The organism is Micromonospora sp. NPDC005299, from assembly GCF_042872345.1.
GTDB lineage: Bacteria > Actinomycetota > Actinomycetes > Mycobacteriales > Micromonosporaceae > Micromonospora.
In genome coordinates this window covers 80,965-95,563 of sequence record NZ_JBIAKG010000016.1, presented here as the reverse complement: position 1 = coordinate 95,563, position 14,599 = coordinate 80,965, and the positions used below count along the sequence as shown (strand labels likewise).

The 14,599-nt window shown below is 74.0% G+C and carries 15 protein-coding genes and 1 pseudogene; 6 read left to right on the top strand and 10 right to left on the bottom strand.

From position 1 onward, the window contains the following. Positions 1–16 precede the first annotated feature (16 nt). Complete coding sequence (locus ACFYPD_RS31110) at positions 17–1,165, top strand: CaiB/BaiF CoA transferase family protein (RefSeq protein WP_387121339.1); 1,149 nt, start codon at positions 17–19, stop codon at positions 1,163–1,165. Between the two features lie 18 nt (positions 1,166–1,183). Here the strand turns inward: ACFYPD_RS31110 and ACFYPD_RS31105 are convergent, their stop codons facing one another. Continuing rightward, entirely contained in the window at positions 1,184–1,588 is a 405-nt protein-coding gene (locus ACFYPD_RS31105) for a DUF2267 domain-containing protein (RefSeq protein ID WP_387121336.1), read from the bottom strand. A gap of 158 nt (positions 1,589–1,746) precedes the next feature. Between ACFYPD_RS31105 and ACFYPD_RS31100 the strand changes: the two genes are divergently transcribed. Then, positions 1,747–2,016, top strand: a complete 270-nt coding sequence (locus ACFYPD_RS31100) for a DUF2795 domain-containing protein (protein WP_387121333.1) — start codon at positions 1,747–1,749, stop codon at positions 2,014–2,016. A gap of 9 nt (positions 2,017–2,025) precedes the next feature. Beyond that, a complete protein-coding gene (locus ACFYPD_RS31095) occupies positions 2,026–2,691 on the top strand; it encodes a DUF1345 domain-containing protein (protein ID WP_387121331.1) in 666 nt (221 codons plus the stop codon). A 215-nt stretch (positions 2,692–2,906) separates the two neighbouring features. Here ACFYPD_RS31095 and ACFYPD_RS31090 read toward each other — a convergent pair whose 3' ends face one another. The 5 genes from ACFYPD_RS31090 to ACFYPD_RS31070 all read right to left on the bottom strand — a co-directional run bounded on the left by ACFYPD_RS31090 (position 2,907) and on the right by ACFYPD_RS31070 (position 6,692). Further along, complete coding sequence (locus tag ACFYPD_RS31090) at positions 2,907–3,575, bottom strand: hypothetical protein (protein WP_387121328.1); 669 nt, start codon at positions 3,573–3,575, stop codon at positions 2,907–2,909. 32 nt (positions 3,576–3,607) lie between these two features. Beyond that, positions 3,608–4,579 (bottom strand): pirin family protein, encoded by a 972-nt coding sequence (locus tag ACFYPD_RS31085; protein WP_387121326.1) that lies wholly within the window; start codon positions 4,577–4,579, stop codon positions 3,608–3,610. A gap of 15 nt (positions 4,580–4,594) precedes the next feature. Beyond that, positions 4,595–5,497 carry a hypothetical protein gene (locus ACFYPD_RS31080; protein ID WP_387121323.1) on the bottom strand — a complete coding sequence of 301 codons (903 nt, stop codon included), beginning with the start codon at positions 5,495–5,497 and terminating at the stop codon, positions 4,595–4,597. A 127-nt stretch (positions 5,498–5,624) separates the two neighbouring features. Beyond that, a complete protein-coding gene (locus ACFYPD_RS31075; RefSeq protein WP_387121320.1) occupies positions 5,625–6,164 on the bottom strand; it encodes a hypothetical protein in 540 nt (179 codons plus the stop codon). Between the two features lie 399 nt (positions 6,165–6,563). Further along, entirely contained in the window at positions 6,564–6,692 is a 129-nt protein-coding gene (locus ACFYPD_RS31070) for a hypothetical protein (RefSeq protein ID WP_387121317.1), read from the bottom strand. A gap of 170 nt (positions 6,693–6,862) precedes the next feature. Between ACFYPD_RS31070 and gdhA the strand changes: the two genes are divergently transcribed. Both gdhA and ACFYPD_RS31060 read left to right on the top strand, forming a co-directional pair. Continuing rightward, positions 6,863–8,200: an NADP-specific glutamate dehydrogenase gene (gene gdhA / locus ACFYPD_RS31065; protein ID WP_387121393.1), complete on the top strand. Its 1,338-nt coding sequence runs from the start codon at positions 6,863–6,865 to the stop codon at positions 8,198–8,200. 165 nt (positions 8,201–8,365) lie between these two features. Continuing rightward, positions 8,366–9,733 carry an alpha/beta hydrolase family protein gene (locus ACFYPD_RS31060; RefSeq protein ID WP_387121315.1) on the top strand — a complete coding sequence of 456 codons (1,368 nt, stop codon included), beginning with the start codon at positions 8,366–8,368 and terminating at the stop codon, positions 9,731–9,733. A 70-nt stretch (positions 9,734–9,803) separates the two neighbouring features. Here ACFYPD_RS31060 and ACFYPD_RS31055 read toward each other — a convergent pair whose 3' ends face one another. Together ACFYPD_RS31055 and ACFYPD_RS31050 are read right to left on the bottom strand one after the other, a co-directional pair. Next, entirely contained in the window at positions 9,804–10,349 is a 546-nt protein-coding gene (locus ACFYPD_RS31055) for a hypothetical protein (RefSeq protein ID WP_387121313.1), read from the bottom strand. A gap of 539 nt (positions 10,350–10,888) precedes the next feature. After that, a pseudogene (locus tag ACFYPD_RS31050) lies at positions 10,889–11,548 on the bottom strand (DedA family protein); the annotation flags it as partial. A gap of 338 nt (positions 11,549–11,886) precedes the next feature. On the opposite strand from ACFYPD_RS31050, the gene ACFYPD_RS31045 reads away from it, so the two are divergent. Then, complete coding sequence (locus ACFYPD_RS31045; protein WP_387121310.1) at positions 11,887–12,798, top strand: MOSC domain-containing protein; 912 nt, start codon at positions 11,887–11,889, stop codon at positions 12,796–12,798. A 10-nt stretch (positions 12,799–12,808) separates the two neighbouring features. Here the strand turns inward: ACFYPD_RS31045 and ACFYPD_RS31040 are convergent, their stop codons facing one another. Both ACFYPD_RS31040 and ACFYPD_RS31035 read right to left on the bottom strand, forming a co-directional pair. Further along, on the bottom strand, positions 12,809–14,260 hold the full coding sequence (locus tag ACFYPD_RS31040) for a serine/threonine-protein kinase (RefSeq protein WP_387121307.1): 1,452 nt from the start codon (positions 14,258–14,260) through the stop codon (positions 12,809–12,811). Between the two features lie 133 nt (positions 14,261–14,393). Continuing rightward, positions 14,394–14,597 (bottom strand): hypothetical protein, encoded by a 204-nt coding sequence (locus ACFYPD_RS31035; protein ID WP_387121304.1) that lies wholly within the window; start codon positions 14,595–14,597, stop codon positions 14,394–14,396. Positions 14,598–14,599 lie beyond the last annotated feature (2 nt).

Below are 14,599 nucleotides of genomic sequence, written 5' to 3'. Positions count from 1 at the left end.
GCCCTATGGTGACGCGATGAACAGTCAGGGGCCGCTGGCCGGCGTACGGGTGATCGAGCTGGCCGGCATCGGGCCCGGGCCGTTCGCCGCCATGATGCTCGCCGACCTCGGCGCGGACGTGGTGCGCGTGGACCGGATCGGCGGCGGCGGCCTCGGCGACATCCCGGGCGACCTGCTGAACCGCAACCGCCGCTCGCTCGCCGTCGACCTCAAGACGCCCGAAGGGCGCGAGGTGGTGCTGGCCCTCGTCGCCGGGGCGGACGCGCTGATCGAGGGCTTCCGGCCGGGGGTCACCGAGCGGCTCGGCCTCGGCCCCGACGACTGCCGGGCCACGAACCCCCGCCTGGTGTACGGGCGGATGACCGGCTGGGGGCAGGACGGCCCGCTCGCCCACACCGCCGGCCACGACATCGACTACCTGGCGCTGACCGGCGCGCTGCACGGCGTCGGCCGGGCCGGCGAACGCCCGGTGCCGCCGATGAACCTGCTCGGCGACTTCGGCGGCGGCGGGATGATGCTGGCCCTCGGCATCGTCGCGGCGCTGTACGCGGTCCGCGTCGGCGCCCCCGGCCAGGTGGTCGACGCGGCCATCGTGGACGGCGTGTCGGTGCTGGCCACCCAGATCCACGCGCTACGCCGCTCCGGCATGTGGCAGGACCCGCGCGGCGTGAACCTGCTCGACGGCGGCGCACCCTTCTACGACACGTACGAGTGCGCCGACGGTCGGCACGTCGCGGTGGGCGCGCTGGAGCCCCGGTTCTACGACGAACTGGTCCGGCTCACCGGCTTCCCGCTCGACGGCGACGAGGCCCCCGACCGGCACGACCCGGCGAACTGGCCGGCGCTGCGGGCCGCCTGGGCCCGGCTGTTCCGCACCCGCACCCGGGACGAGTGGGCCGCGCTGCTGGGCGGCTCGGACGCCTGCGTGGCGCCCGTGCTCGACTGGGCCGAGGCCCCGGCGCACCCGCATCTGGCCGCCCGGGAGGTCTTCGTCGCGCCCGGCGGGGTTCCCCAGCCGGCCCCCGCGCCGCGCTTCTCGGCCACCCCCACCTCGGTACGCCGGCCGCCGCCGCAGCCCGGCGAGCACACCGACGAGGTGCTGGCCGAGGCCGGTCTCGACGCCGCCCGGATCGCCGCCCTGCGCGCCGCCGGCACGGTCGCCTGACACGCCCGGCCCGGCGCGTCAGCGGCGGGTCGCAGCGGGCGCCAGAGCCGGCTCCACCATGTCCCGGAAGTCGCGCGGCAGCTGCACCACGACGTCCTGGAACTCGCCACTGGTGATCGCCTCGCGCAGGGTGCAGAACACGGCCCGCACCCCGTTCCGGGCGGTGGTCTCGTCCACGCCGGCCCGCACGGACACCCGGGCGACGAATTCGGCCGCCCCGAAGCGCTCGGCCGCCTCGGCGCGGGGATCCGGCTTCAGCAGCCCCTGAAGGGGCTTCGGCAGCTGCGCGGCGAGATCCAGCACCTCACCGCCGGTCAACCGGTCGGTGAGGGTCGCCAGCGTGGCCCGCGTCAGCTCCGCCGCCAGCTCCTGGGACGTCCCGGTACGCCGCGCCACACGGCCGACGAAGGTGAGGTAGTGCATGGGTGGTACCCCCTTCGATGCTCAGCACCCGCGCGGCTACCCGTCACGACGGCCCGCAAACGGTGGCGGATTTCCACCGGTCCCGGGGCGTGACCCGCGCTCCGGCGGGTAACCGCCGCCGGTCGTGACCGCAACTACAGGCGCGAGGAGCCCCACCCATGGCGAGTTACACCGACGTCCTCGAATACCTGTCCGCGCTGGACTACCCGGCCGGCAAGGACGACGTCATCCAGGAGGCCGAACGGGAGGGCGCGCCGCCGGAGGTGTTGAAGGCGCTGCGGGCGCTGCCGCCGGTGGACTACGCCAACGGCACCGAGGTGGCCCGGTCGGCGGGCATCGACGCCGCCCCCGAGGTGGGTCGATCGCAGCGTGCGGCGCAGGCCCGGGACCGGCACCAGCGGGTATCGCAGCACCTACGCGGCATCTGATCCCGACCCGTGCGACGCCGGACGACCGCCTGGGCCGACGCGCACGTGCCGGCGGCACTCCAGCTCGTCGTGATGGCGCTGGTCGGCGCCTTCGCCGCCGGTGCCGCCGCCGTCATGCTGTCGCCGACGCTCGCGCCACTGGTCGGCTGGGACGGCGCAGCGCTGAGCTGGCTGGTCCTGCAGTGGGGGCGGCTGTTCCGGCTGGACGCCGCCCGGACCGCGCGGTTGGCGAAGCTGGAGGATCCCAACCGGGCGGCGCGGGACGCCCTGCTGCTGGCTGCCTGCCTGGCCAGCCTGCTGGCGGTCGGCCTGGTGCTGACCACCGCGCACAGCGTCACGGCCGGACTGCCCCGGGACCTCTACGGCGGACTCGGAGTGCTCAGCGTGGTGGCCTCCTGGTTCGTGGTGCACACCGTCTACACCACCCGGTACGCCCGGCTCTACTACAGCGGTGAGCCGGGCGGGATCAACTTCCACCAGGACGAGCCACCCTGCTTCTCCGACTTCGCGTACCTCGGCTTCACCGTCGGCGCGACGTTCCAGGTCTCCGACACCGACCTGTGCAGCTCGGAGATGCGCCGGACCGCGCTGCGGCACCTGCTGCTGTCGTACCTGTTCGGCGCGGTCATCGTCGCCGCCACGGTGAACCTGCTCGCCGGCCTCGCCGGCCGATGAACCCCCGGCAGCAGGCGGGCGCCCCGGGTCACGAACCGCGACCTGGGGCGCCACGCAGCACCTGTCCCCGCCGGTTCGCGCCCGAACCGGGTCGCGACCGACAGGCGGTGGATGTTCGCCCGAACCGGGCGGGCATCGCTGCCACGATCATCATACGACGGGGGATCAGCCGAACGGGTGAGTATCGCGGAATTGTGGCCCGCGGCACGCCCCGGTCACGAGGTGACCTCGGCGTACCGCTTCTCCAGATCCACCCGGGCCAGCGCCCCGACCAGCCAGGCCAACCGCTCCGACTCGCCGCTGCCGGCCAGCCCGGCCAGGTCGTCGGCGGAGCGGCCCAGCCCCAGCCGGCGGGCCGCCGCGAGCGCCCGCCGGTCGGCCACCGGGGCCACCTCGCGCCACACCGCCTGCACCTCGCGCAGGAACAGGTCGGTGACCTCGTCGTCCACTCCGGGCAGCCCGATCAGCAGTCGCCGCTCCCGGGCCGGATCCTGGTGCGCCTCGGTGCGCAGCCGACGCAGGTCGCCCCGGTACGCGTCGACCACGTTCTGCGCCAGGTCACCGAGGGTGGCGGCGAGCGCGTCCACGTCGCCGCGCTGCCCCGCGGCGCGCAGCACGCGGACCCGGTCGGCGTGCAGCGAGCGGGCCAGCCGGGCGGCGCTGTCCCAGCCGGCGTCCCGCAACCCGGTCGCCGCGTCGATCGCCTTGTGGAAGTCGCCCCGCCGAGCGAGCAGAACGGACAGGTAGAGCACCTGGAACAGCTGGGACGGGTTGTTCGTGACCCGGAACCCGTACCGTTCGGCGAACCCCCGCCCGTCCCCGGCGAGCCGGCGGACCAGCCGCTTCTTGTCCTCGACACTGGAAATCGCACTGGTGGTGGGCATGCCCGCCGTCTACCCGTGGCGGGACGGGGCATTCAGCCGAGCGTGCCGCCGCGCCGGTCCCGCGCCTTGAGCCGGGTGGTGGGCAGCGCCGGGGCGGGCAGCGGAGGCGCCGCGTCGTCGGCGACCGTGCCGAACCGCCGGCCCGCCATCCAGTCCTCGCGGGCGGCCGCGACCTCCTCGTGCGACCGGCCGACGAAGTTCCACCACATCACCAGCGGCTCCTCGAACGGGGTGCCGCCGAGCAGCAGCAGCCGGCTGCCCGGTGCGGCTCGCAGGGTCAGCGCGTCCCGGCCGGCGCCCAGGTAGAGCAGGGCACCGGGGGCGAAGGCCACCCCGTCCACCTCGGCGGAGCCGGACATGGCGAGCAGCCCGTACTCGAAGTCGCGGCGCAGCGGCAGCGTGGCCGGCGCCGGACCGCGGGCCTCCAGTTGCGCGCCGACCAGCGGGGTGTGCACCACGGCCGGTGAGCGCTCCCCACCCACCTCGCCGACGAGCAGGGTGACGTCCAGGTCGCCTTCGCGCCACCGGGGCAGCTCGGCGTGGTGGGCGAAATCGGCCGCGCCGGCCCGGGCGGGGTCCGGCAACGCCACCCAGAGCTGCACGCCGTGCATCACCGGCGGGTGCACCAGGGGCGAGCGTTCCGAGTGGGCGATGCCGTGCCCCGAGGTCATCACGTTGAGCTGGCCGGGGCGGATCGGCTGGACATTGCCCAGGCTGTCGCGGTGCAGGATCTCCCCGTCGAGCAGCCAGGTGACGGTCTGCAGCCCGGTGTGCGGGTGCGGCGGGACCTCCATGCCGGGGCGCTCGGCCACGTCGTCCGGCCCGAAATGGTCGACGAAGCACCAGGCCCCGACCAGCCGCCGCTGCCGCTGCGGCAGCAGCCGGCGCACCGTGGTGTAGCGCCCCAGCGGCACATCGTGCCCGGGGAGCAGCACGCTGCCCGGGTCCGTGGAGCCCACGCCAGGTGGGAGGGTCTGCGCCGGCAGGGATTCGGTACGGTCCACCGCCCGACTGTACGCTCAGGCGGCCGAGACGCTGACCGTGTTCGCGCCGGCCGTCAGGTCGAGGTCGAGCCGGTTCCGGGCCCCGTCCCAGCCGGGTGACGTGACCAGCTGGCCCGCGGCCACCCCGGTGCGGCGGACGTCGTACACGGTTACCGAACCGGCGCCGGCCGCGACCCGGACCCGGGCGGGCGACCCGCCGGGAACGATCACGGTCAGCTCGCTGACCCCGCCCGTCACCCGTACGGCCAGCGCGCCGCTCAGCGGGGGTAGCCGCAGCACGGTCCGGGACGCCCCGCCGGCCAGCTCGATCCCGGCCAGCCGGGCCGCACCCAGGTCGAGCTGCTGCTCGCTGACCCCGCCGGCCAGGCGCAGCCGCCAGGTCACCCGGGAGTTGAGCACCACCTCGACGGCGGCCGGCCCCGGCCGGCCGTTCTTCTGGACGCGCAGCCGGACCCGGTCCCCGATCACCTCCGGCCGTGGGGTGACGCCCGCCCCGTCCGGTGCGCCGACCCGGTACAGGTCGGCGCCGAGGTCGGCGGCCCGCAGGGTGAGGCTGGCCAGCGGGTCGACCAGCTCGAAGTCGGCTTGCCGCCGGCCGCCGCGTGGGGCGGTGAGCGTCTCCTGGGCGGTGGCTACGCCGCCCGGCCGATGACCCTCGGCCAGCGTGGGCTGGTGGTCCTCGGTGGGCGTGGACTGGTGGTCCTCGGTGGGCGTGGACCGGGTGCCCTCGGTCTGCGTTGGCTGGTGGCCCTCGGGCAGCGGGGGCGCCTCGCCGGAAAAGGCGATGCCGAGCCGGGCCGGATGGGACAGCGTCACGACCACGGCCGCCACGCCGAGCGCCACCACCAGCACGGCGGCAGCGGTCAGCAGGCGGGCGGCTCCGGACCATCCCGACCCGGTGGGCTCAGGGTCGGTCATGGTTGTCCCCTCTCGCCGGTCCCCACCGGCTGATACGTCTCCGTTTCGGGTTCAGTTCATTCCTGGATACGCCGCTGGCCGGCACCCCCGTTGTTCGGGGGTGCCGGCCAGCGGTTGGTGTTTCGGGTCAGCTGTTCCAGTGCTGGTGGACGATGTCGGTGGCCTGCTGCTCCCACTGGGCGTAGGCGTCCGGGTAGGCCGAGACCTGCACGGTCTGCGCGGCCTCGGTCAGCGGCATGTCCTGCCAGCCGTCGACCTGCTTGAGACCCTTGAGGAAGGCCAGGGTGGAGTACTCGGGGTTGGTGATCTGCTCCGGCGTGCCCCAACCCGAGGTCGGGCGCTGCTGGAACAAGCCCAGCGAATCGTGATCATTCTTGTCGCCGAGGTGCCCGAGGTTCTCCAGCTTCGACTCCTGCAGGCTCGTCGCGATCGAGATGACCGCCGCCCGCTCCGGCAGGCCGGCCTTCTTCGTCGCCGCGATGATCGCCTTGGCGTTCGCCGTCTGCTCGTCGTTCAGGTCAATCTTCGACTGGGCGCCCTGCACCGACACGGCGACCGGCTTGGTGTCCACCGGCTCAGCGTGGGCGGCGACCGGACCGGCGAAGATTCCACCGGTGAAGGCCAGACCAGCAATACCCAGCACACTCTTACGCAGCATCGTGTTCATGGGGGTAGCTCCATTCGGGGGTTGGCGCACACGGCCGATGGGGGTCGGCGGCGCGCAAGCACCACGTCAGGCGCTCAAAGGAAAGTCTTGGGGGATCATCCAGCGCGCGGGGCGAAGCCACTTCGCGGCGCCGGGACCATGTACAACGACCGGCGGGCCACCGTCATTCCCGGCCGGGCAGTCCCGCCTCGACGGCGCCGGCTCCCGGGGGTCGGCCACCGCGCTGGGCGTGGCGTGGTCCTCGGTCGTTCACCCGTATACAACGACTCCCACCCACCGGCCATTCCGCCGCCGGGATGCCGCCGGTCACTCGCCGAACCGGACACCCCGCCAAGAACGGGACGGTCGGTGGAACGCCACGTGTGTATCCGGACCTGGGAGACACACATGGCGTTCCACTCAACACGCCAGGCGGGATGGAAACCGGACATCCACCCGCCGGGCGGCGGGCGCTGGGTGGGCGGCGAGCACCCCGATCCAGGCGGTCACCTCCCCCGCCTCGGTGAGCTTGAGGAGGCGGAAGGTCAACTCCGCGTCCCCGGTGCCGGCGGCGGCGTCCAGCCACAGCGCGGGCGTCCCTCGCCGGTTCCCAGATCAACTCGTCCACCCGCCCGGTGAACCGGACGACGGTGACGATCCGTACCCCGGGGCGGTGCGGCGACGAGGCCGGCACCGGGACCGGAAGGGGCGTGTCCGTGATGCCGGAGACCGTCGAGACGGTGTTCGCGAACGTGGTCAAGCGGAACCCGGGTGAGCCCGAGTTCCACCAGGCCGTCCGGGAGGTGCTGGAGAGCATCGGGCCGGCCCTGGCCCGCCACCCCGAGTACGCGCACGCGTGTGTCATCGAGCGGGTCTGCGAGCCGGAGCGGCAGGTCATCTTCCGGGTGCCGTGGGAGGACGACCACGGCCGGGTGCGGGTGAACCGCGGCTTCCGGGTGGAGTTCAACAGCGCACTCGGCCCGTTCAAGGGTGGGCTGCGCTTCCACCCGTCGGTCTACCTCGGGATCGTGAAGTTCCTCGGTTTCGAGCAGATCTTCAAGAACGCGCTGACCGGCCTGCCCATCGGCGGCGGCAAGGGCGGTGCGGACTTCGACCCGAAGGGCCGCTCGGACCGCGAGGTGATGCGGTTCTGCCAGAGTTTCATGACCGAGCTGTACCGGCACATCGGCGCGCAGACTGACGTGCCGGCCGGGGACATCGGGGTGGGCGGCCGGGAGATCGGCTACCTGTTCGGCCAGTACAAGCGGATCACCAACCGGTACGAGTCGGGCGTGCTCACCGGCAAGGGGCTGTCGTACGGGGGCGCGCAGGTGCGGCGGGAGGCGACCGGCTACGGGGCGGTCTTCTTCGCCGAGGAGATGTTGAAGCAGACCGGGGACAGCTTGGACGGCAAGCGGGTGGTGGTGTCCGGCTCCGGCAACGTGGCCATCTACGCCATCGAGAAGGTGCACCAGCTCGGCGGCACGGTGGTGGCCTGCTCCGACTCGGACGGCTACGTGCTGGACGAGAAGGGCATCGACCTGGCCCTGCTGCGTGAGCTGAAGGAGGAGCGCCGGGCCCGGCTCGACGACTACGTCCGGCGCGTGCCGCACGCGGTGGCCGTCTCCGGTCGTACCGTCTGGGAGGTGCCCTGCGACCTGGCGCTGCCCTGCGCCACGCAGAACGAGATCGGCGGCGCGGAGGCCGCGGCGCTGGTGGCCGGCGGCTGTGTCGCGGTGGTCGAGGGGGCGAACATGCCCACCACGCCGGAGGCGGTGCGGATCCTGGGCCGGGCCGGGGTGCGGTTCGCCCCGGGCAAGGCCGCGAACGCTGGCGGGGTGGCGGTGAGCGCGCTGGAGATGCAGCAGAACGCCAGCCGGGATTCGTGGACGTTCGCCCAGTCGGAGCAGCGGCTGCGGGAGACGATGCGGGACATCCACGCCCGCTGCTGGGCCACCGCCGAGGAGTACGGCCTGCCGGGCGACTACGTGGCCGGGGCGAACATCAACGGGTTCCGGCGGGTGGCGGAGGCGATGCTGGCGCACGGCCTGGTGTGAGCGGCCATTGTGGGCGGACCGGCCGGACTTGGCTGACCGTTCGGTCAGTCAACGATTGACAGGCTTCGACGCCCGTCCTAGGTTCAGGGCGCTACCGGCCGGTAGGCATCCGTCCCGCCTGGCCGCCCCCGTCCCGGGGCGGCACCCGTCCCCGGGGGAGCACCGATGCTGACCTCACCCACCCGTCTCCTGCGCCGGCTGCTCGCCGCCGGCGCGGCCCTCACCCTCACGGTCGGCCTCGCCGGCGCCGCGCCCGCCCTCGCCGCCGACCGCGACGACGACGGCAGCCAGCCGCTGCCCGGCTACACCATCAGCAACCCGCCGCTCGCGCCGCTGGTGATCGACGGCGCCACCACCACCGTCCGGCAGGGCGTCCACGCGCACGCCGGCTTCATCATCGAGACCCCCGCGAAGTGGAACGGCGACCTGGTGATGTGGGCGCACGGCTACCGTGGCCAGGGCACCGTGCTCTCCCCCGAGCCGCCCGGCTACGACCTGCGGCAGCGGATGCTGGCGCAGGGGTACGCCTGGGCGTCGTCCTCGTACGACCGCAACGGCTACGACATCCGCTCCGGGGTGCTCGGCACCCGGGCGCTGGCCGACCTCTTCGCCGACACGGTGAAGCGGCCGAAGCGGGTGCTCATCGCCGGCGTCTCCATGGGCGGGCACATCATCGGCCGCTCGCTGGAGCAGTACCCGGGCTACTACGACGGTGCGCTGCCGATGTGCGGGGTGCTCGGCGACCAGGAGCTGTTCGACTTCTTCCTCGACTACAACCTGGTCGCGCAGGCCCTCGCCGGGGTGCGCGCGTACCCGACGCCGGACGACTACCTGACCGACGCGGTGCCGCGGATCCAGGTGGCGCTCGGGCTGGCCGAACTGAAGCCGGGCGGCCCGGACACCACCAACGACCTCGGCAAGCAACTGAGGGCGATCACCGTCGAGCGGTCCGGCGGCCCGCGGCCGGGCGCCGAGGCCGCCTTCGCGGTCTGGAAGGACTTCCTGTTCAGCATCACCACCACCGACGGCGGCGACTCCCCCGCCCAGCGGCCCGGCCAGCTCGCCACGAACCTGCTCACCCGGTACTCCCCGAACAGCCCCGTGAACGTCAACGGCACCGTGCAGCGGGTCGCGCCGGAGAACCTGTGGCAGCGGCTGTCCCCGACGCTGACCGAGGTGCCGCGGATCAGCGGCCGACCCACCGTGCCGGTGCTCAGCCTGCACGACCTGGGCGACCTCTTCGTGCCGTTCGGCATGGAGCAGGCCTACGCCCGGGACGTGGCGTGGCACGGCCGCAGCCGGCTGGTCGTGCAGCGGGCGATCCGGGCCGCGCAGCACTGCGAGTTCAGCCCGGCCGAGGCCGGCGCCGCCTGGGACGACCTGGTTTCCTGGGTACGCACCGGCAAGCGCCCGGCCGGCGACGCGGTCACCGATCGGAAGGCGGTGGCGGCGCCGGACTTCGGCTGCCGGTTCAGCGATGCCGCTGCCTGGGCTGCCGGTTCGGGGACGCGTCGCCTGTACGCGCCCTGCTGACCGCCCCCGGATACGCCGCTGGCCGGCACCCCCGTTGTTCGGGGGTGCCGGCCAGCGGTTGTTGTTCGGGTCAGCTGTTCCAGTGCTGGTGGACGATGTCGGTGGCCTGCTGCTCCCACTGGGCGTAGGCGTCCGGGTAGGCCGAGACCTGCACGGTCTGCGCGGCCTCGGTCAGCGGCATGTCCTGCCAGCCGTCGACCTGCTTCAGACCCTTCAGGAAGGCCAGGGTGGAGTACTCGGGGTTGGTGATCTGCTCCGGCGTGCCCCAACCGGAGGTCGGGCGCTGCTGGAACAGGCCCAGCGAGTCATGGTCGTTCTTGTCGCCGAGGTGGCCCAGGTTCTCCAGCTTCGACTCCTGCAGGCTCGTGGCGATCGAGATGACCGCAGCCCGCTCGGGCAGGCCGGCCTTCTTCGTCGCCGCGATGATCGCCTTCGCATTGGCGGTCTGCTCGTCGTTCAGGTCAATCTTCGACTGGGCGCCCTGCACACTCACCGCGGCCGGCTTGCCCTCAACGGGGCGGGCGTCGGCGTGGGCGGCGACCGGGCCGGCGAAGATTCCACCGGTGAAGGCCAGACCAGCAATACCCAGCACGCTCTTACGCAGCATCGTGTTCACGGGGGTAGCTCCATTCGGGGGTTGGCGCACACCTACGCCGACGGGGGTCGACTCAAGGTCATGTGCGCAAGCACCGTCAGGCGCTCAAGGAAAGTCTTGGGGGGATCATCCAGCGCGCGGGGCAGAGCCACTTCGCAGCGCCGGGACCATGTACAACGACCGCCGGCCCACCATCATTCCGGGCCCGGGACACCCGCCTGGCGGGCTGTCCTTCCTCGGTCGTTCACGGGGATACAACGACCCCCGCCCACCCGCCATTCCACCGCCGGAGTGCCGCCGGTCACCCCGCGAAACGGACACCGGGCCCAGGCGAGGACGGTCGGTGGAACGCCATGGAGGTAACCGGGCCCCGGAGACATCCATGGCGTTCCACTCACCGCCCGTCTCAGCGCACGAACCGGACACTCCGCCCAAGGCACGTAGCCAGCGTCGCAGCGACGGCCGATCTTGGAGAGCTGCCGCTCAAGCCGACCGGCAGGGTGGTCAGTGGTCGTCGGGCTCCTCGGGGGTCCACCAGCCGCCCCGGTACAGGGTGCCGCGGGGTGGCTCGGCCGGGGCGGGTCGGGGCGGCGCGCCCGGCGTACCCGGCTGAGGACGAACCAGCCGACCGCGCCCACGCAGACCACAATGACCACGTTCTGCAGCGTGCCGACGTACGCCTCGACGACGTGCCAGTTCTCGCCGAGCAGGTAGCCGGCCAGCACGAAGGCGCTGTTCCAGATGAGGCTGCCCAACGAGGTGAAGAGCAGGAAGACCGGCACGGGCATCCGTTCGACGCCGGCCGGGATGGAGACGAGACTGCGGAAGATCGGAATCATCCGGCCGAAGAACACCGCCTTGACGCCGTGCCGGAGGAACCACGCCTCGGTGCGGTCGACGTCCTCCAGTTTGACCAGTGGCAGCCGGCCGACGAGGGCCCGCATCCGGTCCCGGCCGAGGGCCGCGCCGATGTGGTAGAGGGCCAGCGCGCCCAGCACCGACCCGAGGGTGGTCCACGCGATCGCCCCGACCAGGCTCATCCGCCCCTGGCTGGCGGTGAACCCGGCCAGCGGCAGGATCACCTCGCTGGGGATGGGCGGGAAGAGGTTCTCCAGGGCCACCGCGAGGCCGGCTCCGGGGCCGCCGAGCCGTTCGACCAGGACGGTGACCCAGCCGACGGGTCCTTCGCCGGCCGGCTCGGCGGCGCGCGGGGCCGCCACCCGGGGCCGACGAGGAGTTGCGCGTTTCCGATCATCCGGACAACGGTACGAGGCGACGTGACCGGCGACCACGAAACCCGGGGCCCTCGGGCAGCCTCACGCTTCGGCGTCCGGCCGTCGCCGCCAACCGCAGCCGCACCACCCCGAGCTGGTCGGTGTGCCGCACCAGGTGGCCCGGGCCGCTCGCCTTCGGCCCGGTGTTCCAGCTGACAGCGCCCGGGCGGGACGTGCGCCGGGGACTTCGTGGTGGCAGCCCTCCACTGAGTACGGGACGGCCGGCGTCGGACCGGTGACCTACGGTGGGGCGGTGGGGCGGCCGGCCCCGGGACGGGGAGGCGATGACGGGCAGCATGCCGGCTCACGGGCACCAGCAGGACGCGGCGCCACCCGGGACGAGCCGGTCGAGTGGCGGGCGGCGGCCGGTGATCGGGCGGGTGGTGGGCATCCGGCGCTACCCGGTGAAGTCGCTGCTGGGTGAGGATCTCGACGCGGTGGCCGTGGACGCGGCCGGGTTGGCCGGGGACCGGCGGCTCGCCCTCCTGCACCGGGAGACCGGGCGGGTGGCGAGCGCGAAGAACCCGTACCGGTGGCGGGCACTGACCACGCTGGCGGCCACCGGCGGCGACGGCGCGGTGCGGATCGCGCTGCCCGACGGCCGCAGTGTGGCGGCCGGTGACGACGGGGTGGACGCCGTGCTCTCTGAGTTGCTCGGCGAGCCGGTGACGCTGATCGACACCCCGCCGCCGGACGCGGTGCTCGAACGGTCCCGCCCGGAGGAGGTGCTCGCCGCGGGGGTGGCCGTGCCGGTGCCGGTGGACGAGGGGCGGCTCGGGGCGGCGGCGCCGCCGGGCGGCTTCGTCGACTTCGCGCCGGTGCACCTGCTGACCACCGCGACGCTGCGGCGGATCGGGGCGGAGCTGCCGTCCGGCGCGGTGGACCCGGTGCGCTACCGGCCGAACCTGGTGCTGGACACCGCCGGTGCCGGGTTCGAGGAGAACGACTGGCCGGGTCGGGAGCTGCGGATCGGCGCCGAGCTGGTGCTGCGGGTGCTGGCCCGTACGCCCCGCTGCGCGGTGCCGACGCTGGCGCACGGCACGCTCCCCCGCGACCCGGAGGCGCTGCGCGTCCCGGCCCGGCTGAACCGGGTGGTGCCGCTGGACGGTCTGGCGCCGCAGCCGTGCGTCGGCGCGTACGCGCAGGTGGTGCACGCCGGCCGGGTCGAGGCGGGTGATCCGGTGCGGCTGGCCTGAGCGGGGCGGCTCAGCCCTCGCCCCGGCCGCCTCCGCCCAGTCCCGCGTACGCGTCGAGCAGGTCCTGGAGGGCGGCGGCCGTGCCGTCGTCGAGCTTACCGTCCTCGGCCAGGTCGTCGATCCGCTCGCGCAGGTCGTCGACCCGCTTGGCCCGGTCCCTGGGCTTGCCGCGGTCCAGCTCGGCGGCCTTCTCGCGCAGGTCGTTCGCGGTCTTCCGGTCGATCCGTCCGTCGGCCACGGCCTGGTTGACCACGTCGGCGAACTGCGCGGCGAGCTGGCGCAGGCTGACTGGCGCGGGCCGGGTGCTGGCCGGGCCGGAGGTGGCCGGCTCCGACGGCGTCGACGGGCTCGGCTCCTCGGCCGGCGCCGTTTCGGTCGAGGGACCGGTCGACGGGCCGGCGACCGGGCCGGTGCCCGTCGGGGTGTCGGAGTTGTGGTCGAGCAGCAGCGTGCCGACCAGGGCGAGCAGCAGCACCACGCCGGCGGCGATCAGGGCCCCGAGGAGCCGGTTCGACCGGGCGGCCGGGCGCGCGGGCGGCGGGACCGGGCGGGGGGCCCGCTCGATCAGCGTCGGCGGGTGCTCCGGCCGGGACACGGTGGGCAGGATCGCGGTCGGCGGGTCGGCCGGGCGGCCGGCGCCGAGCCGGGTGGCGAGCTGGGCGGCGGTGGGGCGCCGCGCCGGGTCCACGGCCAGGCAGGCCAGGGTGAGTTCGGCGATGTCGGCGGGCAGCCCGGGGATGCGCAGTGGCGGCACCGGGGGCCGGTGGGCCTGCACGTCGAGCACGTCGTCCCAGGTCTGCACGGGCAGCGGAGCGCGCCCGGTGAGGGTGCGGTAGAGCAGGGCGCCGAGGGCGTAGACGTCGCTGGCCGGGTTCGCCGGGCCGGGGGTCATCCGTTCCGGTGCGAAGTACGCCGGGGTGCCCATCAGCAGCTCGCCGGTCTGCCCGGCGAGGGGGTGCCGCGGGCCGGCCAGGGTGGCGATGCCGAAGTCGAGCACCTTCGCCCCGGTCTCGGTGAGCATCACGTTGCCGGGCTTGATGTCGCGGTGCACCACGCCGATCCGGTGTGCGGCGGCCAGGGCGGCGGCGATCTGCCCGGCCAGCCGGACGGCCTCCGGCCAGGCGAGCGGCCCCGCGGTCAGCCGGTCGGTGAGGGTCTGGCCCTCGACCAGTTCCATGACCAGGTAGGGCACCACCGAGGCGTCGGGGAGGGTCGCCTCGCCGTAGTCGTACACCTGGGTCACGTGCGGGTGGGTGAGCCGCGCCGCGGCGCGGGCCTCGCGCTGGATGGTGGCGCGCAGCTGCGGGTCGGCGGCGAGCTGGGTGGCGAGGGCCTTGACCGCGACGGGGCGGTGCAGCACCTCGTCGTCGGCGCGCCACACCTCGGACATCCCGCCGAGGCCGATGCGCTCGCGCAGGACGTACCGGTCGTGCAGCCGGAGCGAGGGCGTGAACGGCGACATGGTGGTCCAGTGTGCCTGGCCGGAGGGGCGACCCACCAACCCGGTGCCCGGTTCCACGCCGATCGGGCGCTTCTCGACCGAACGGGACGCCGGCCGGGTGGTGTGGGCCACCCGGCCGGGCGGTCGACCGGGGTCAGGACCGGCAGGTGGGCATCGCGGCCGGGCGGGGTTCCATCCGGTCGGCGAGGCGGCGCAGGGCCGCCGCGGCGGCCAGCCGGGAGGGCGCCAGCCGGGGCGCGCGGGGCCGGTCGGGACGGACCGGGGCGTCGGGGCGGGCGGAGTTCACGTGCCGCGTCACGGCGTCGACGGCGAGGACGAATCCGGTGGACTGTTCCATGG